19 protein-coding genes are annotated in these 17,449 nt (G+C 65.0%); 10 read left to right on the top strand and 9 right to left on the bottom strand.

The genetic code is table 11. From position 1 onward, the window contains the following. Nucleotide 1: 1 nt before the first annotated feature. The gene (gene secB, locus ABIC09_RS34215) at nt 2–487 is read right to left on the bottom strand and encodes a protein-export chaperone SecB (protein WP_354112010.1); all 486 of its coding nucleotides are present in this window, start codon (nt 485–487) and stop codon (nt 2–4) included. A gap of 417 nt (nt 488–904) precedes the next feature. Between secB and ABIC09_RS34210 the strand changes: the two genes are divergently transcribed. The 3 genes from ABIC09_RS34210 to ABIC09_RS34200 are packed head-to-tail and all read left to right on the top strand — an operon-like array spanning nt 905 to nt 3,682. After that, complete coding sequence (locus tag ABIC09_RS34210) at nt 905–1,609, top strand: Tim44/TimA family putative adaptor protein (protein ID WP_148752743.1); 705 nt, start codon at nt 905–907, stop codon at nt 1,607–1,609. Beyond that, on the top strand, nt 1,587–3,098 hold the full coding sequence (mltA, locus tag ABIC09_RS34205; RefSeq protein ID WP_354112009.1) for a murein transglycosylase A: 1,512 nt from the start codon (nt 1,587–1,589) through the stop codon (nt 3,096–3,098). Before ABIC09_RS34210 ends, mltA begins: the two co-directional genes overlap by 23 nt. Next, nucleotides 3,095–3,682, top strand: coding sequence for a Smr/MutS family protein (locus ABIC09_RS34200; RefSeq protein WP_354112008.1), 588 nt, complete (start codon nt 3,095–3,097; stop codon nt 3,680–3,682). Before mltA ends, ABIC09_RS34200 begins: the two co-directional genes overlap by 4 nt. Here ABIC09_RS34200 and ABIC09_RS34195 read toward each other — a convergent pair. The 5 genes from ABIC09_RS34195 to hslV are packed head-to-tail and all read right to left on the bottom strand — an operon-like array spanning nt 3,679 to nt 7,867. Further along, the gene (locus ABIC09_RS34195; protein WP_354112007.1) at nt 3,679–4,803 is read right to left on the bottom strand and encodes a hypothetical protein; all 1,125 of its coding nucleotides are present in this window, start codon (nt 4,801–4,803) and stop codon (nt 3,679–3,681) included. The genes ABIC09_RS34200 and ABIC09_RS34195 overlap by 4 nt on opposite strands. Nucleotides 4,804–4,831: 28 nt before the next feature. After that, nucleotides 4,832–6,136, bottom strand: a complete 1,305-nt coding sequence (gene hslU / locus ABIC09_RS34190) for an ATP-dependent protease ATPase subunit HslU (protein WP_354031227.1) — start codon at nt 6,134–6,136, stop codon at nt 4,832–4,834. 52 nt (nt 6,137–6,188) lie between these two features. Continuing rightward, complete coding sequence (locus ABIC09_RS34185; RefSeq protein ID WP_354031228.1) at nt 6,189–6,821, bottom strand: DUF2585 domain-containing protein; 633 nt, start codon at nt 6,819–6,821, stop codon at nt 6,189–6,191. Continuing rightward, entirely contained in the window at nt 6,818–7,303 is a 486-nt protein-coding gene (locus tag ABIC09_RS34180) for a GNAT family N-acetyltransferase (protein ID WP_148752737.1), read from the bottom strand. The genes ABIC09_RS34185 and ABIC09_RS34180 overlap by 4 nt, the downstream gene beginning before the upstream one ends. 3 nt (nt 7,304–7,306) lie before the next feature. Further along, nucleotides 7,307–7,867 (bottom strand): ATP-dependent protease subunit HslV, encoded by a 561-nt coding sequence (gene hslV, locus ABIC09_RS34175; RefSeq protein ID WP_027534993.1) that lies wholly within the window; start codon nt 7,865–7,867, stop codon nt 7,307–7,309. 192 nt (nt 7,868–8,059) lie between these two features. Between hslV and hisB the strand changes: the two genes are divergently transcribed. The 7 genes from hisB (at nt 8,060) to coaA (ending at nt 12,803) form a co-directional block, all read left to right on the top strand. Continuing rightward, the gene (hisB, locus tag ABIC09_RS34170) at nt 8,060–8,653 is read left to right on the top strand and encodes an imidazoleglycerol-phosphate dehydratase HisB (RefSeq protein ID WP_354112006.1); all 594 of its coding nucleotides are present in this window, start codon (nt 8,060–8,062) and stop codon (nt 8,651–8,653) included. Between the two features lie 67 nt (nt 8,654–8,720). Next, a complete protein-coding gene (locus ABIC09_RS34165) occupies nt 8,721–9,251 on the top strand; it encodes a DUF2628 domain-containing protein (protein WP_354031231.1) in 531 nt (176 codons plus the stop codon). Then, nucleotides 9,248–9,898 (top strand): imidazole glycerol phosphate synthase subunit HisH, encoded by a 651-nt coding sequence (gene hisH / locus ABIC09_RS34160; RefSeq protein ID WP_354031232.1) that lies wholly within the window; start codon nt 9,248–9,250, stop codon nt 9,896–9,898. The genes ABIC09_RS34165 and hisH overlap by 4 nt, the downstream gene beginning before the upstream one ends. Continuing rightward, the gene (gene hisA, locus ABIC09_RS34155; protein ID WP_354112005.1) at nt 9,895–10,632 is read left to right on the top strand and encodes a 1-(5-phosphoribosyl)-5-[(5-phosphoribosylamino)methylideneamino]imidazole-4-carboxamide isomerase; all 738 of its coding nucleotides are present in this window, start codon (nt 9,895–9,897) and stop codon (nt 10,630–10,632) included. The genes hisH and hisA overlap by 4 nt, the downstream gene beginning before the upstream one ends. 3 nt (nt 10,633–10,635) lie before the next feature. After that, nucleotides 10,636–11,412 carry an imidazole glycerol phosphate synthase subunit HisF gene (hisF, locus tag ABIC09_RS34150; RefSeq protein WP_148752731.1) on the top strand — a complete coding sequence of 259 codons (777 nt, stop codon included), beginning with the start codon at nt 10,636–10,638 and terminating at the stop codon, nt 11,410–11,412. A 79-nt stretch (nt 11,413–11,491) separates the two neighbouring features. Then, nucleotides 11,492–11,818, top strand: a complete 327-nt coding sequence (locus ABIC09_RS34145; RefSeq protein ID WP_354031234.1) for a phosphoribosyl-ATP diphosphatase — start codon at nt 11,492–11,494, stop codon at nt 11,816–11,818. Between the two features lie 28 nt (nt 11,819–11,846). Continuing rightward, a complete protein-coding gene (gene coaA, locus ABIC09_RS34140; RefSeq protein WP_148752729.1) occupies nt 11,847–12,803 on the top strand; it encodes a type I pantothenate kinase in 957 nt (318 codons plus the stop codon). A 104-nt stretch (nt 12,804–12,907) separates the two neighbouring features. On the opposite strand, the gene ABIC09_RS34135 is transcribed toward coaA, so the two are convergent. The 3 genes from ABIC09_RS34135 to ABIC09_RS34125 all read right to left on the bottom strand — a co-directional run bounded on the left by ABIC09_RS34135 (nt 12,908) and on the right by ABIC09_RS34125 (nt 17,362). Further along, nucleotides 12,908–15,133 carry a PAS domain-containing hybrid sensor histidine kinase/response regulator gene (locus ABIC09_RS34135; RefSeq protein WP_354112004.1) on the bottom strand — a complete coding sequence of 742 codons (2,226 nt, stop codon included), beginning with the start codon at nt 15,131–15,133 and terminating at the stop codon, nt 12,908–12,910. A gap of 124 nt (nt 15,134–15,257) precedes the next feature. Then, on the bottom strand, nt 15,258–15,728 hold the full coding sequence (locus tag ABIC09_RS34130; RefSeq protein ID WP_148752727.1) for a hypothetical protein: 471 nt from the start codon (nt 15,726–15,728) through the stop codon (nt 15,258–15,260). Nucleotides 15,729–15,823: 95 nt separating this feature from the next. Beyond that, on the bottom strand, nt 15,824–17,362 hold the full coding sequence (locus ABIC09_RS34125) for a YifB family Mg chelatase-like AAA ATPase (RefSeq protein WP_354112003.1): 1,539 nt from the start codon (nt 17,360–17,362) through the stop codon (nt 15,824–15,826). Nucleotides 17,363–17,449: the final 87 nt, after the last annotated feature.

Here is a 17,449-nt window from a genome sequence, read left to right as displayed (position 1 = left end):
GTTAAGCCTGGCCGGCCTGACTACCGGCGGCCATTTGCCGCTCCATGTTCTGGCGATAGAGTCCGACGAAATCGACCGGGTCCAGCATCAGCGGCGGGAACCCGCCGTCGCGCACGGCGGTCGCGATGATCTCGCGGGCGAACGGGAACAGCAGGCGCGGGCATTCGATCATGACCAGCGGGTGCAGGTTCTCCTTCGGCACATTGACGATCCGAAACACGCCGGCATAGGCGAGCTCGAACGAGAACATTACCTTGCCCGCGTTCTCGGCCTTGCCCTCGACCGACAGCGTCACCTCGAACTCGGATTCGCTGAGATTGTTGGCGCTGACATTGATCTGGATGTTGATCTGGGGCGCCTGGCTCTGCGGCTGGAGCGAGGTCGGTGCGTTCGGATTTTCGAACGAGAGGTCCTTGGTATATTGCGCCAGCACGTTGAGCTGGGGAGCCTGGGCCGCCTCGGGAGGGGTACCGTTACCGTTGGTCATCGAAGTGTCTCCTTACCCGATTTGGGCTGAACCCGATTTGGGCTGAATTTCGCGGCGGTTGGCTAACATAGGGCCGCCTCATTCCACAAGGACGAACGGCTCCGGAGGATCGATCCGGCCCGCGCCCGCAACTGTGACGCCTGATCCGCCCGGAACCCGAAATCGCAGGTTAAACGCTTGAAGATGCGCGATTTCCGGGCAGGATCGGGTTTCCCCTTAAGCATAAAACGCGCTACACTCCGCGCTGTGCCAAAAGGCGCCATTGGCCGGGCCAAATTTCGTGCCTACATCCGGCGGACGTAACGCGCGGACCCAAAAGGGCGATGTAGACTTGCCGTTCCCGTATGGAACGGTCTACTGGCCGGATCGATTTTCCCGGCGACCCCCTTCTCGAGAAGACCAGAAAGCGAATACCACGTGGACATCTACACCATCATTTTCCTGGCGTTGGCGGTCTTTATTTTCCTGCGACTGCGTAGCGTGCTGGGCCAGCGGACCGGCAACGAGCGGCCGCCGTTCGACCGCGCGGCTCGCAATGCGCTGGGTGGTGCGCCGGACAAGAACGTCGTGACCATGCCGGGCAAGGTGATCGACCAGGCGCCCTTGGCCCCGACGGCCGAGCCGACCCCGCCTTCCGACCGCTGGAAGGGCCTGACCGAGCCCGGCACTGCGCTCGCCCAGGGCCTCGACGCGATCGTCGAGCGGGATTCCACCTTCGATCCGCGCCACTTCATCTCGGGCGCCCGCGGCGCCTATGAGATGATCGTGCTGGCCTTTGCCAATGGCGATCGCCGCGCGCTGCGCGACCTCTTGTCATCCGAGGTCTATGAGAGCTTCGACGCCGCGATCAAGGACCGCGAGAAGAACGAGCAGAAGACCGAGACGCGCTTCGTCTCGATCGACAAGGCCGAGCTGGCCGGCGCCGAGCTGCGCGACCGCACGGCACAGCTGACCATCCGCTTCGTCTCGCAGATGATCTCGGCCACCCGTGACAAGGCCGGCAACATCGTCGACGGCAGCGCCGACACGGTCGCCGACATCACCGACATCTGGACTTTCGCCCGCGACACCACCTCTCGCGATCCGAACTGGAAGCTGGTTGGCACCGGAAGCGCGAACTAAGATCTTTCTGAAGAACAGCGCGACGGCGCTTTGCGCAGGTGTCGTCGTGCTGGCTTCGTTTTCGCTTGGCGCCGAGGCTGCGCGGCGCCATTCCCGCAGCCATTACCATCGCCTTCCCGAAGTCGCCGCGATCCCGCCGCGCGCGTTGCCCTATCCGCAGCTCCCTCTGCCGTTCGAAATTCCCGGCGCACAATACCTGCCGCTGGCTTGGGCGGATGTGAAGGGGTGGAGCGACGACGATCATCTCGCGGCTTACAAGACCTTTCGCGCCAGCTGCCGATCGATCAACGCGCAGACCGGCGCGGGTGAACAGAAGGCACTGGGCGGCTCGTTGAGCGAACCGTGCCGGGCCGCCAAATCACTCGAGCCGGCCGACGACACCCAGGCAAGGACTTTTTTCGAAGACAATTTTTCGCCGCTGCGGATCTCGCGTCTCGGCGAGCCCGACGGCTTCGTCACCGGCTATTACGAGCCGGTGCTGGAGGGATCGCGCACGCAGACCGATGTCTACAACGTCCCGGTCTATCGCCGGCCCTCGAACCTGTTCGTGCGCGGCTACAATCAGGCCTCCGTCAGCCTGCCCAACAAGGGATCGGTCTACCGCAAGATCGGCCGCCGCAAGCTCGTGCCCTATTACGACCGCGGCGAGATCGAGGACGGCAAGATCGCCGGCCGCGGGCTCGAGATCGCCTGGCTGAAGGACCCGACCGATTTGCTGTTCGCCCAGATCCAGGGCTCGGCGCGGATCAAGTTCGACGACGGCGGCACCATCCGGCTCAACTACGATTCCTACAACGGCTATCCCTACACGGCCGTCGGGCGTGTCCTGATCGAGCGTGGCATCATTCCTAAGGAAGAGATGTCGATGCAGAAGATCAGGGAGTGGATGGCGCAGAACCCCGACGGCGCCAAGGAGCTACGGCGCCAGAACCGCGCCTACATCTTCTTCCGCGAGGTCAATCTGTCCGACAAGGACGAAGCGGTCGGTGCGCAAGGCATCCCGCTGACGGCCGGCCGCTCGATCGCGGTCGACAAATCCCTCCATGTCTACGGCACGCCGTTCTTTATCGAAGGCGAGCTGCCGATCGAGTCCGATCGCGCCAAGACCGCGTTCCATCGCCTGATGATCGCGCAGGACACTGGCTCCGCCATCGTCGGACCGGCCCGCGCGGATCTCTATTTTGGCGCGGGCGCTGACGCCGGCCGTGTCTCGGGCCGGCTGCGCCATCCCATGCATTTCGTGATGCTGGTGCCGAAGGGCCTCGACCCCGGCATCCGCGCAGCAAGGCTGCCGCTGCCGGATCCGAGGCCGTCGGAGAAGATCGCAAAGCTGTTTCCGCAGACCGATCCCAAGGATCCGGCCAAGGACCCGGCGAAAGGCGAGACCGTCGCAATTGCCGGCCCGGTGCCGCTGCCGGCGCCGCGTCCTGTGATAGAACCTGTCCGCGAACCGCCCAGGCACATGAAAAGTCGTTCCCACCAGCAATGAAACGATCGTCCCGTCCGCCCGTGCTGGATCCTCCGCGTCCTTCGTCGCGCCGGCGTGGACTCAGCGAGGAAGACCGCGAGCTGTGGGAGCTCGTTGCAAAGCAGGTCAAGCCGCTGCGGAAGCATCGCGCGACGAAGGTGCCGACTGCGCCGCGCGCTGAGCCTGCAGCGCATGCTGCCAAGCCAACGCCGTCGCCGCGGCCATTGACGCAAGCGCCGGCCCCGCGTCCGTCAAAGCCGGCGATGCCGCCGCTTGCCCCGCTCGGCAAGCGCGAGCGGACAAAACTGTCGCGCGGCCGCAGCGAGATCGAGGCGCGGCTTGATCTGCATGGCATGACCCAGCTGCGCGCGCACCGCGCGCTGAGCGGCTTCCTGCACCGTGCCCATCACGACGGCTTGACCTTTGTGCTGGTCATCACCGGCAAAGGCCGCAGCGGCGGCGAAAGCGGCGTACTGCGCCGCCAGGTGCCGGAATGGCTGAGCCTGCCGGAATTCCGCGCCTTCGTGGTCGGGTTCGAGGAAGCCGGCATCGGCCATGGCGGCGAGGGCGCGCTCTATGTGCGGATACGCCGGGCGAGATCCTAAAACGGCCGGACGATCCCGACGCGCGGGATCAGGGTGAGGACCAAGCCAAAGATGTTGGTGTTGCGATCCTCGGCCGGAATCAGCGGCGCCTCCTTGCTGGTCGGCAGCATCTTCACCGCATGCAGGATCAGGAACATGCAGACCGCCCAATTCGAGATCCAGCGCGAATAGTCGAACACCATCGCGAACATCATGAGATAGGCGAAGCTGACGCCGATTAGCGCCGCGATGACGAGGCGTCGGTGGGCCTCGTGCGCGAGCGAGCCGATCAGGTCAGCAAAATAACGCCATAGCGGCGTGTGCAGCCAGATCAATAGGGCGAACACGGGAATGCCAGGGACGTTGTGCGGCAGCCAAGCCCAGGTGTCCGAAACCTCCTTCGCCAGCGGCTGATACCAGATGTAGCTGAACTGTAAGAGATCGGTGCGCGAGGGATCGGCCGTCCGGGTCTTCAGATAGGCGACGAAATCCGCTTCGGGGATCGGCATCGTCCCCAGGAACTGCGCGGCGAAGAACAGCGCAGAGATCGCGGCGAGGGCGACGATGCCGAACGCGAGATTGCCGCGATTGAGGCCGCAAGCGAGATAGTGCCTGACTACGACGATGGTGATGATCGTCGGCACATACATCAGCAGATGAATGTGGTGGATCAGGACGAGGATGATCGAGAACAGCGCGGCCGTCGCCACGAACAGCAATGAGCCCGCGGGCATCAGCAGCAGGATGATCGCCAGCACGCAGCCATAGATGTCGAAATGGCCGAGCGTGTGCATGAAGTTCTTCAGGAAGAACGGCGATCCCGCGATGAAGACGAACAGCGGCAGCGTCTTCGCCGTGAAGCCGAACGTCTTCTGAAACAGTCTTGCGTACAGCCCCAGCGTCGCCAGCCACGACGCGCCACCGAGCGCGAACACCAGCCAGACCGGCACCTTGGCCGTGAACAGCGCGACGATCGCCCCGATCAGCGCGCGCTTGATGAAGCCGAAATGGTAGTCGACGAGGAGGTGAATGTAGGGGACGTAAGGCGGCAGCTGGATCTTGTGAACGAGCACGCCGACGATCACGGCAGCGTTAATCGCGAGCAGAAGGCGCCAGGGGTTTTGCAGGATGCGTGCGGTCACGCCGCATCAATAGCGCGGTCGCCCGGAATTACAAAATAAACCGGCTCAGATCAGCGTTCTTGGCGAGGTCGCCGACGTGCGTCTGCACGAAATCGGCATCGATCCGGACGGTCTCGCCGTTGCGGTCGGGGGCGGTGAAGGAGATTTCGTCCAGCACCCGCTCCATCACGGTCTGGAGCCGCCGCGCGCCGATGTTCTCGACGGTCGAATTGACGGCGACCGCGACGTCGGCGAGCGCGTCGATGGCGCTGTCGGTGATGTCGAGCGTGACGCCTTCGGTCTGCAACAGCGCGACGTATTGCTTGATCAGCGAGGCCTCGGGCTCGGTGAGGATGCGGCGCATGTCGTCGCGGGTCAGCGCCTGCAGCTCGACGCGGATCGGTAGCCGGCCCTGCAATTCCGGCAGCAGGTCGGACGGCTTTGCGACGTGGAAGGCGCCGGAGGCAATGAACAGGATGTGGTCGGTCTTGACCGCGCCATGCTTGGTCGAGACCGTTGTGCCCTCGATCAGGGGCAGCAGGTCGCGCTGCACGCCCTCGCGCGAGACGTCGCCGCCGACGCGGCCGTCGCGGGCGCAGATCTTGTCGATTTCATCAAGGAACACGATGCCGTTGTTCTCGACCGCGCTGATCGCCTCCAGCGTCAGCTGATCGGTATCCAGCAGCTTGTCGGATTCCTCGTTGATGAGGATCTCGTGCGAGCCTTCGACCGTCAGCCGCCGCGTCTTGCTGCGGCCGCCCAGCTTGCCGAAGATGTCGCCGATCGAGATCGCACCCATCTGCGCGCCCGGCATGCCCGGGATCTCGAACATCGGCATGCCGCTGCCGGACGACTGCGTCTCGACCTCGATCTCCTTGTCGTTGAGCTCGCCGGCGCGCAGCTTCTTGCGGAAGGATTCCCGCGTCGCTGCGCTGGAATTGGCGCCGACCAGCGCGTCGAGCACGCGCTCTTCGGCTGCGAGCTGGGCGCGCGCCTGCACGTCCTTGCGCTTGCGTTCGCGCACCTGGGCGATCGCGACCTCGACGAGGTCGCGCACGATCTGCTCGACGTCGCGGCCGACATAGCCGACCTCGGTGAATTTTGTTGCCTCAACCTTCAGGAACGGTGCGTTGGCGAGCTTGGCGAGCCGCCGCGCGATTTCCGTCTTGCCGACGCCGGTGGGCCCGATCATCAGGATGTTCTTCGGCAGCACTTCCTCGCGCAAGGAACCTTCGAGCTGCTGCCGGCGCCAGCGGTTGCGCAGCGCGATCGAGACGGCGCGCTTGGCGTCGGCCTGGCCGACGATGAAACGGTCGAGTTCGGAAACGATTTCGCGGGGAGAGAAGTCTGTCATGGGACCTTAGCTAGGATCAGAAGCCGGCCGGGACAAGCCGCTTTTTTGACCGTCAAATGATCGGCGGACCGGATTGCCATTGCTTCACGGCCTCGATCGGATGGATGAGCATCAGGATATTGAGCGTCAGATTGTCGCGAATATGGAGCGCCAGCATGATTTCGAAGGCGAGCCCCAGAAGGACCGTCACCGGGACCGGCAGCGTGCGTGCGGCGAGGAACCCCAGCACCATGAACAGCGTGTCCGAGAGCGAATTGACGATGCTGTCGCCGAAATAGTCCAGCGAGATCGTGCCGGCGCGGTAGCGCTCGATGATGAACGGCGAGTTCTCCACGATCTCCCAGGCGCCTTCGATCAGCATGGCCATGATCAGCCGCGCCGGCCAGGAAAGACTTGGAAGGGCCAGTGCCAGGAACGCGACGCGCGCGAACAGCAGCCAGGTCAGCCCGTAGAACAGGAAGCCGTGCAGGACGTGCGAAAAACTGTACCAGTCGGCAATGTGCTGCGAATTTTCCGAGCTGTTGACGACGCCATGCCACAGCTTGACGTAACCACAGGTGCAGATCGGCACCCGGCCCATCGCAAGCAGGATCGAGGCCTGAAGCGCCAGCAGGAGCAGTGCGATGCCGGCCCAGGCGAGCGGCGGGACGGCGAGCTTGCTTTCGTGCGTGCTTGTTAGCGTCAATTCTCGCGCACCATCAGCAGCGCTGCTCCGTCCGGCGTATCGACCATGCGGTCGCGGACGAAGCCTGCCTTCTCGTAGGCACGCACGGCGCGTCGGTTGCGCGGGTCCGGATCAGTGACGATGCGCGGCAGGCCGTGCCGCAACTGCTCCTCGGCGAATTGGCGAATGAACGACGAACCGTGGCCCTGCCCGATCATGTCGCTTTCGCCGATGAACTGATCGATCCCACGCGTGCCCTCCGATTGCGGCCCGAAGCCCGTATTCCAGGCGGTCAGGTCGTAGCATTGAAGATAGCCGAACGGCCGCATCCCGGCCAACACGATGAACTGGTCCATTGCGGGTTCGTCGAGGTCGCCGCTGACGAGCGCGAACTGCTCGTCCGGATCGCCCCACCACTCCCGTACATGCGCCTCGCCCAGCCATCGGCGGACCAGCGGCAGATCGGCCGCGGTCATCGGGCGGAACGTGTAGGCGGGGGCCATGCCCTACCCGGCCGTCAGCGCTTCGATGGTGACGTTGCGGTTGGTGTAGACGCAGATGTCGGCGGCGATGTCGAGCGAGCGGCGGACAATGGTCTCGGCGTCCTTGTCGGTGTCGATCAGGGCGCGGGCGGCGGCCAGCGCATAATTGCCGCCGGAGCCGATCGCCATGACGCCGGCCTCGGGCTCGAGCACGTCGCCGGTCCCTGTCAGCACCAGGGAGACGTCCTTGTCGGCCACGATCATCATGGCCTCCAGCCGCCGCAGGTAGCGGTCGGTGCGCCAGTCCTTGGCGAGCTCGACCGCGGCCCGGGTCAATTGCCCTGGATATTGCTCGAGCTTGCTCTCCAACCGCTCAAACAGGGTGAAAGCGTCGGCGGTGGCGCCGGCAAAGCCGCCGATAACGTCGCCCTTGCCGAGTTTCCGGACCTTTTTGGCGTTGGACTTGATCACGGTCTGGCCGATCGAGACCTGGCCGTCGCCGCCGACCACCACCTTGCCGCCCTTGCGGACCGTCAAGATCGTGGTGCCGTGCCAGACCGGCGAGCTGTTCTGGGAATCCTGCATAAATGACCCTCGTTGTCCGGCCTGATTTAGGGGGTCGAGAGCGGGCGCACAACGGGCCGCTCCGGGCCCAATTTCGCTCACCATAGGCAGAAGTAGAGCCCGGCCAGCCGTTCCCGCAGTAGCGAAGGCGTCATTTGGCTGTTAATAGACTGGCGTTTTCGGCCCTCAAGCCAGGATGGAAACCAGCTTTCAATGCGCACCGCGACGATCAAGCGCAAGACCAAGGAAACCGACATCGAGGTCACCGTGAACCTCGATGGCACCGGCGTGGCCAATATCGCGACCGGCATCGGCTTTTTCGACCATATGCTCGATCTCCTCGCCCGCCATTCCCGCATCGACCTCACGGTCAGGGCGGTTGGCGACCTGCACATTGACCATCACCATACCACCGAGGACACCGGCATCGCGCTCGGTCAGGCGGTCAGGCAGGCGCTCGGCAACATGGCGGGCATCACCCGCTATGCCGGCGTGCACATGCCCATGGACGAGACGCTGACGCGCGTGGTCATCGACATCTCGGGCCGCCCGTTCCTGGTGTTCAAGGCCGACTTTCCCCGCGACAAGATCGGTGAATTCGACACCGAGCTGGTGCGCGAGTGGTTTCAGGCCTTCGCCATCAACGCCGGCGTGACTCTCCATGTCGAGACCCTATATGGCGATAACAGCCACCATATCGCCGAGTCCTGCTTCAAGGGCCTGGCGCGGGCGCTGCGCACGGCGGTTGCGATCGATCCCAAGGCGGTGGGAGAGATCCCGTCCACCAAGGGCTCGCTCGGCGGCTGACATCTCCGTCGGTTAATCAATCGCCGCCGGCGGCATCTGCTCAATTCTCGAGAACGGGGCATCGAAAATGCCTGTCTACACAGTTCATGCTCCCACCCCAGCCGGGGCCGATCTGCGCGCGACCGACAGATTCGTATTCGTGCGCGACGGCTTCCATTTCTGGGCGATGATCTTTGGGCCGTTCTGGCTGGCCTGGAACAGGCTTTGGCTGGCCCTGATCGGCTGGATCGTCTTTCTCGCCGCGTTCGATGCCGGGCTGCACAGCCTCGGCGTCGGCCGCAGCTCGATCTTCCTTGCCAACACCATCGTCGCGCTGCTGATGGGTTTCGAGGCCTCGAGCCTGCGCCGCTGGACGCTGTCGCGCGGCAAGTGGCGGCAGCTCGACGTCGTCGTCGCTGACGACGAGGACACCGCCGAGCGGCGCTTCTTCGACCGTTGGAGCAAGACACAGCGCGGCATCGTCAACGATCAATGGGCCGTCGATCGCGGCGGGCCGCCGCCGACCCGCAATTTGCCGGGTCAGCAATTTTCCAACCCGCCGCCGATTCCGGCCGGCGGCATCATTGGATTGTTTCCAGAACCGGGAGGGTCAAGATGAGCATCGCCATCATCGATTACGGTTCCGGGAATCTGCATTCCGCCGCCAAGGCGTTTGAGCGTGCTGCGCGCGGCATGGAGAATCCGCAGAAGGTCTTCGTGACCAGCGATCCGGATCAGGCCTACAGCGCCGATCGTCTGGTGCTGCCGGGCGTTGGCGCCTTTGCCGATTGCCGGCGCGGGCTCGATGCCGTCAACGGCATGGTCGAGGCGATCACCGAAGCCGTGCGCGTCAAGGCGCGGCCGATGTTCGGCATATGCGTCGGCATGCAGCTGTTCGCCACCCGCGGCAAGGAGCATGTCATCACGCAAGGCCTGAACTGGATCGGCGGCGACGTCGAGAAGATCACGCCGCGCGATGAAAGCCTGAAGATCCCGCACATGGGCTGGAATACGCTCGATGTGCTCAGGGAGCACCCGGTGCTGAACAAGCTGCCGCTCGGGCCCAAGGGCCAGCACGCTTATTTCGTGCACTCCTATCACCTCAACGCTGCCAACGAGGCGGACGTGCTCGCGCGCGCCGACTACGGCGGGCCTGTCACCGCGATCGTCGCGAAGGACACCGCCATCGGCACGCAGTTTCACCCCGAGAAGAGCCAGCGTTTTGGCCTGGCCCTGATCTCGAACTTTTTGCGATGGAAGCCGTGATTCTCTTTCCTGCCATCGACCTCAAGAACGGCCAGTGCGTGCGCCTCGAGCAAGGCGACATGGCTCGCGCGACCGTGTTCAATCTCAACCCCGCAGCCCAGGCCGAGAGCTTTGTCTCGCAGGGCTTTGAGTATCTCCACGTCGTCGATCTCGACGGCGCGTTCGCCGGCAAGCCGGTGAATGCGCAGGCCGTCGAGGCGATGCTGAAGACGATCAAGATTCCGGTGCAGCTCGGTGGCGGTATTCGCGATATTGCGACCGTCGAGGCCTGGCTCGAGAAGGGCATCACCCGCGTCATCATCGGCACGGCCGCGGTGCGGGATCCGGAGTTGGTGAAGGTGGCCTCGAAAAAGTTCCCCGGCCGCGTCGCGGTCGGGCTGGACGCGCGTGACGGCAAGGTCGCGGTCGAAGGCTGGGCCGAGACATCGCAAGTGACGGCGCTTGAGATCGCGCAACGTTTCGAGGACGCCGGCGTTGCCGCCATCGTCTTCACCGACATCGCCCGCGACGGCCTGCTCAAGGGCCTCAACCTCGATGCGACCATTGCGCTGGCAGACAGCATCTCGATTCCCGTGATTGCTTCCGGCGGTCTTGCCTCGATCGAGGACGTCAAGGCGATGCTGACGCCACGCGCCAAGAAGCTCGCCGGCGCGATCGCCGGCCGGGCGCTCTATGACGGCCGCCTCGATCCCGCCGCCGCCCTCTCCTTGATCCGCAACGCGCCCGGGAGCTGACACATGTTCAAGGTGCGCGTGATCCCCTGCCTCGACGTCAAGGACGGCCGCGTCGTCAAGGGCGTCAACTTCGTCGATCTGCGCGATGCCGGCGATCCCGTCGAAGCCGCAATCGCCTATGACGCCGCCGGCGCCGACGAGCTCACGTTCCTCGACATCACGGCGACCCATGAAAACCGCGGCATCATGCTCGACGTGGTCCGCCGCACGGCGGAAGCCTGCTTCATGCCGGTCACCGTCGGCGGCGGCGTCCGTGAGGTCAACGACATCAAGACGCTGCTGCGCGCCGGCGCCGACAAGGTCTCGATCAACAGCGCCGCGGTGTCGCGGCGCGAGTTCGTCAAGGAAGCCGCCGAAAAATTCGGCGAGCAGTGCGTCGTGGTCGCGATCGACGCCAAGCGGGTCAAGCGCGCCGGCGGCGGCGAGCGCTGGGAAATCTTCACCCATGGCGGCCGCAACTCGACCGGTATCGACGCCATCGAATATGCCCAGGAAGTGGTCTCGCTCGGCGCTGGTGAAATTCTGCTCACCTCGATGGACCGTGACGGCACCAGGCAGGGTTTTGATATTCCGCTGACCCGGGCCATTGCCGACAGCGTTCCCGTTCCCGTGATCGCCTCCGGCGGCGTCGGCAATCTCGACCACCTCGTCGATGGGATCCGCGACGGGCGTGCCACCGCCGTACTGGCCGCCTCGATCTTCCACTTCGGGGAATTCACCATCCGCGAAGCCAAGGAGCACATGGCCCGGCGCGGACTACCCATGCGGCTGGATGCCTGACGACTTCCGTTCATAAAAGTGCTACATCAATCGGCGGGGACTGGCCCAACCGGCCAGACGCGCGTTTCGGGTCTTCAGTATGCCGCGTTTCACGATCCACGATCTCGCCGTCACCATCGATGCCCGCGCGGCCTCCGGTGCCGAGGGCTCCTATACCCGTAAGCTCCTCGACAAGGGCGCCGAACATTGCGCCAAGAAGTTCGGTGAGGAAGCAGTCGAAACCGTAATCGCAGCAGTCGAAAACGACCGCGATCATCTGATCGCCGAGGGGGCTGACCTGCTTTATCACTTCCTTGTGCTGCTCAAGGCGCGCGGCGTAAAATTGGAAGAGGTGGAAGCGGCGCTGGACAAGCGTACGAACATGTCCGGGTTGGAAGAGAAAGCGTCTCGCAAGAGCGGCAGCTAGCCAAGTTCTTTACGGAGAAGGTCGCGTCATGGATATCCGCGCACCCGAGCAGCAATATAATCCATACCGCGTCTATTCGCGCGAAGAATGGGCGCGGCTGCGCGACGACACGCCGATGACGCTGGAGCCGGGCGAGTTCGACCGGCTGCGCTCGCTGCACGATCGCCTCGATCTCAAGGAGGTCGAGGACATTTATCTGCCGCTGTCGCGGCTGCTCTCGATCTATGTCGATGCGATGCAGCGCCTGTACTACGCGGAGCGCCAGTTCCTCAACATCCGCGACCGCAAGGTCCCATACATCATCGGCGTCGCCGGCTCGGTTGCGGTCGGTAAATCCACCACGGCCCGCGTGCTCCAGGCCTTGTTGGCGCGCTGGTCGCCGCGTCCGAAGGTCGACCTGATCACCACCGACGGATTCCTTTACCCGAAGGCCCTGCTCGAGCAGCAAGGCATTCTGCAGAAGAAGGGCTTTCCGGAGAGCTACGACCTGCCGCTGCTGCTCAACTTCCTGTCCGACATCAAGTCGGGCCGCCGCCACGTGCGCTCGCCGGTCTATTCGCATCTGACCTACGACATCGTACCGAACGAATGGGCCGAGATCGACCAGCCCGACATCCTGATCGTCGAGGGCGTCAACGTGCTGCAGACCGGCAAGCTGCCGCGCGACGGCAAGGCGGTGCCCGTGGTCTCCGACTTCTTCGACTTCTCGGTCTATATCGACGCCGACGAGGCGGCGCTGCGGCGCTGGTACATCAAGCGCTTCCTGGCGTTGCGCGACACCGCGTTCACCAATCCAAAATCCTACTTCAACCGCTATGCGCTGCTGTCGGACGAGGAGGCCACCGCCACCGCCACCGCGATCTGGGAGCGCACCAACCTCGCCAATCTCGAGGACAACATTTTGCCGACCCGCCCCCGCGCGACGCTGATCCTGAAGAAGGCCGCGGATCACGCCGTGGAGAGCGTGGCGCTGCGAAGGCTGTAGGCAACACACTCGTCATTGCGAGCGCAGCGAAGCAATCCAGAATCTTTCCGCGGTGAGAGTCTGGATTGCTTCGCTCCGCTCGCAATGACGGCGGAGAGACCTCCCTACACCACCAGACGCCGTGATGCCGCCAGCCCGGCCAGCGCCTCGTCCAGCTTCTCCCGATCGAGCGGCTTGATGAGAAACCCGTTCATGCCCGCCTCGAAGCAGGCGTAGCGATCTTCCACCAGCGTGTTCGCGGTCAGCGCGAGGATCGGCGTGTGGTGGCCGCCGGTGGCGGCCTCATGGGCGCGGATGCGTTTGGTTGCTTCGATGCCGTCGAGCTGCGGCATCTGGATGTCCATCACAACCAGATCATAGGGCGTACCGGCGGAGCTGGCCGCGAGCCAGGATTCCAGCGCGGCCTCGCCATGGACCGCGATGACGACGCGGTGACCGAGTTTTGTGAGAAGCGATCGCATCAAGAGCGCGTTGATCTCGTTGTCCTCGGCGACAAGGATCGAGAGGCCGTTGGCAGGCGTTGTGACCGCGGCCGGCTCGACAGGCTCAGGCGCGAGATCGGGCGAGGCGACTTCCGGCGTCAGCGCGAGACGCGCGGCGAGGGAGGCTGCGCGCAGTGGCTTGACGAGGAAGCCGGTGAAGGCCGGCGAAAGTTTTTCATGACGCGAGCTCGGCGTCAGCAGCACGAGCCGCTGCGTCGCATGAGCGCGGGCGACTTCGCCCAGGCGATCGGCAACAGCCGGACCGAGCGCACGATCGACCACCACAGCATGCCATGGGCGTTCCGGCAGCAGCGCTTCGGCCACAGCCGCATCCGCGACCAGGCAGGTCTGGCCGCCCCAGCGCTCCAGCCGCCGTGCGATCAGAGACGCCTCAATGCCGTCGGCCACCAGCAGGATCGACTTGCCGGCGAGGTCCGGGCTCGGAAACGCGGTCTGTCCGGTGTTTCCATGCGACGGCGCGAGCGGGATTGCGACCTCGAAGGTCGAGCCCTGAGCCGGTGCGCTCTCCAGCGTGATGCGACCGCCCATGCGCTTGATGATGCGCTCGCTGATGGCAAGGCCAAGCCCGGTGCCGCCATAGGTGCGGGCGACACGGTCGTCGGCCTGCTCGAATTCGCGGAAGATGCGCGACTGTGCTTCTGGCACGATGCCAATGCCGGTATCGCGGACCAGAAAGCTGATCTCGTTCGGCCAGATGCCGGGCTCGACGATCAGCGCAACGCCGCCGCTTGCGGTGAATTTGATGGCGTTGCCGGCGAGATTGAGCAGCACCTGGCGCAGCCGTGCGGCATCGCCAACGACTTCCAGCGGAAGGCGCTCGTCGACATAGGAAGCGATCTCGAGGTTTTTCGCCTGCGCGCGCGGTGCCAGCAGCTCGGTGACCTCCTCGATCAAGGTCGAGAGCGCAAAGGGACGCTGGTCGAGATCGAGCTTGCCGGCCTCGATCTTGGAATAGTCGAGCAGCTCCTCGATCAGCGCCATCAGCGCTTCGCCCGAGGTTTTCACGGCCCTGGCGTAAGTCGTCTGCTCCGGCGTCAGCGTGGTGTCGAGCAACAGCCCGCCCATGCCGATGATGCCGTTCAGGGGGGTACGGATCTCGTGCGAGGCCATCGCGAGGAAGCGCGACTTGGCGCGGTTGGCGGCTTCGGCCTGGTCGCGGGCATCCGACAGCGCGCGTTCGGTCTCGGTGCGGTCGGTGACGTCGCGGCCGACACTCTGCAGATCGGCGGGCTGGCCGGCATCGAGCCGCACGAATCCTTCGCGCCAGGCGATCCAGCGCGCGCCGAGCGGGGTGGAGATTCTCTGGTCGTGGATGCGCGTGCCGTTGCTCTCGCGCGCGCTGTCGCCCTGCTCCAGCACCTCGAAGTCGAACCGCGTGCCGACCAGCGCACCGCGCGTCTGTCCGGCCAGCGCGCAATAGGCGTCGTTGGCAAAGGTGATGCGGCCCTGATGGTCACGCAGCACGATCAGATCGCCCTGCGATTCGAACAGGCTGCGGGCGCGCTCTTCGGCTTCCTTCAGCTCCCAATTGCGGTCGATCAGCGCCTCGTTGTGGGCGGCGAGCTTGCGCATCCGCTTGTTGACGAAGCGCAGCCGCATGCTGAGCGTCGCGAGACCGAGGCAGGCCAGCGCAAACAGGAAGCTCGCGCCGATCGCAAAGGTGTTGGGATCGTAGCCGGAATTCGGCGCGCGGCTGCCGGTGACGAAGCCATAGGCGCCGCCGAAAGTCGCCGAGAAAATCATGAAGGAGCGGATCGCAAAGGCAATTCGAGGATGCCGTCGCCTGAAGCGGCGCATGTGCACCTTGATCCGGAACGTCCGACCCATTGCCACCGACCCCGACTCTTGTCCGAAACCCGCCACCGCCATTGGCGACGATGTCTCGCCGACCTTGCGAACAGCTTGCGGCTTTGCGGCGAGCTCCAAACAGGGTTGACGAGGTGTTAACGCTTCAGAGCGAAGCCGCCTGGAGGGGGAGTGGGTGGGGGCCATGAGCGCCGACGATCAGGGCTGCGGCCTCCTTCTGCGTAAATGTCTTCGAACGGACGTAAACACGGAAGTCAGCGGGACCATCTGCGGAGAGATAAATGACCGGGCCGTCATCGACCGGCTGCGCGGCAATCGTGATGAGGCGCGTCGCCGGATTGGCCTGGCAGGCGCTCGGCTCGTCGCTTGCGCCGTCGTCCACGACTGCGAAGTCGGCGGCATCCGCATCGTCGGTGATCTGGACCCGCACCGTGGCCCGCGACACATCGTCGGTGAAGGCGACATGGACGCCGGCCGTCCAGAACAGGGATGTCAGCTCGACCGAGGTGTCGCCGAGGGCGATGCAGGGATGCGAGACCGATGTGATCTCGTTGCGGGCGAACACCGCAGCCGCCAACAGGGGAACCACCGAGGCCAGGATCTTGAAACGCAACATGACGCTCTACTCGCCGGGCCCGGACTGGACTTGTGGGCCTATGGTTTGCAGAGCGTAAAGGAAACTCGTTACCGTCGGGTTGATGCGCTGCGCGCTCACGCCAACTGCCGCACATCCTCCGCGAGTGCGCGGTAGGACAGCGCTTCGGCAAGATGCAGCCGGCCGATCTTGTCGGCGCCGTCGAGGTCGGCGAGCGTGCGGGCCACCCGCAGCACGCGGTGATAGCCGCGCGCAGACAGCCGCATGGTCTCGGCGGCATCGCGCAGCAGCTTCTGGCCCTGTGCGTCCGGCTTGGCGATGTCCTCCAGAACGGACGCCGGCGCCTCGGCATTGGTGCGGACCTGCGGCAGGCCGGCATCGGCGTAGCGTTTGAGCTGGATGTCGCGCGCCGCCGCCACGCGCGCGGCGACTTCGGCGGAGCCTTCCGCCGCCGGCGGCAGGATCAGATCGGCCGCGGTCACGGCCGGGACCTCGATGCGCAGATCGATGCGGTCCATCAGCGGACCGGAGATGCGCGCCTGGTAATCGCCGGCGCAGCGATCGATGCGGCCGCGCTTGCAGGCATAGCCCGGCTCGAACGCATGGCCGCAGCGGCAGGGGTTCATCGCTGCGATCAGCATGAAGCGCGCGGGGTAAGTCACGCGGTGGTTGGCGCGGGAGACCGAGACCTCGCCGTTCTCCAGCGGCTGGCGCAGCGAATCCAGCACGCGCGGATCGAACTCGGGCAGCTCGTCGAGGAACAGCACGCCCTGATGCGCCAGCGAGATCTCGCCGGGCTTCGCGCGCGCGCCGCCGCCGGTCAGCGCGGCCATGCTGGCGGAATGATGTGGCGAGCGAAACGGCCGCTGCGATGTCAGCGCGCCGCCCTCGATCTCGCCGGCGACGGAGGCGATCATCGAGACCTCGAGCAATTCGCCCGGCGACAGCGGCGGCAGGATCGAGGGCAGCCGCGCCGCCAGCATCGATTTGCCGGCACCGGGCGCGCCGATCATCAACAGGTGATGGCCGCCCGCGGCCGCGATCTCCAGCGCCCGCTTGGCGCTCTCCTGGCCCTTGATGTCGCGCAGATCGAGCCGCGAGCTTGCTGCCTCATGGACTTTCGGCACGGGCCGCGACAACACCTGTGTGCCCTTGAAATGGTTGGCGATCTGAATCAGCGAGTGTGCGGCGACAATCTGGATGTCCGGGCTCGCCCACGCCGCTTCCGAGCCGCAGGCCGCCGGACAGATCAGGCCTTCCTCGCGCACATTGGCGCCGATCGCGGCTGGCAAAACGCCGGCCACCGGTGCGATCGAGCCGTCGAGGCCGAGCTCGCCGAGCACGGTAAAACCGGTCAGCGCATCCGGCGGGATCGCGCCGATCGCCGCCATCAGCCCGAGCGCGATCGGCAGGTCGTAATGGCTGCCTTCCTTCGGGACGTCGGCAGGGGCGAGATTGACGATGATCCGCCGCGCCGGCAGCGCCAGCCCCGAGGCGATCAGCGCCGAGCGGACCCGCTCGCGCGCCTCCGATACCGCCTTGTCGGGCAGGCCGACGATGGCGAAGGCCGGCAGGCCCGGGGCGACCTGCACCTGCACGTCGACCGCGCGGGCCTCGATCCCTTCAAAGGCGACTGTCGAAACCCGCTGGACCATGATGCCCCCTCGCACAATTAGGGGTAGCAGAGCGCGATGGCCCTGACAAGAACAATACAAGAACGAAGGCAAGGGCGCCGCGATTCC

The organism is Bradyrhizobium sp. S3.12.5, from assembly GCF_040548225.1.
Classification (GTDB): Bacteria; Pseudomonadota; Alphaproteobacteria; order Rhizobiales; family Xanthobacteraceae; genus Bradyrhizobium; species Bradyrhizobium cytisi.
This window is presented reverse-complemented; position numbering and strand designations above follow the sequence as displayed.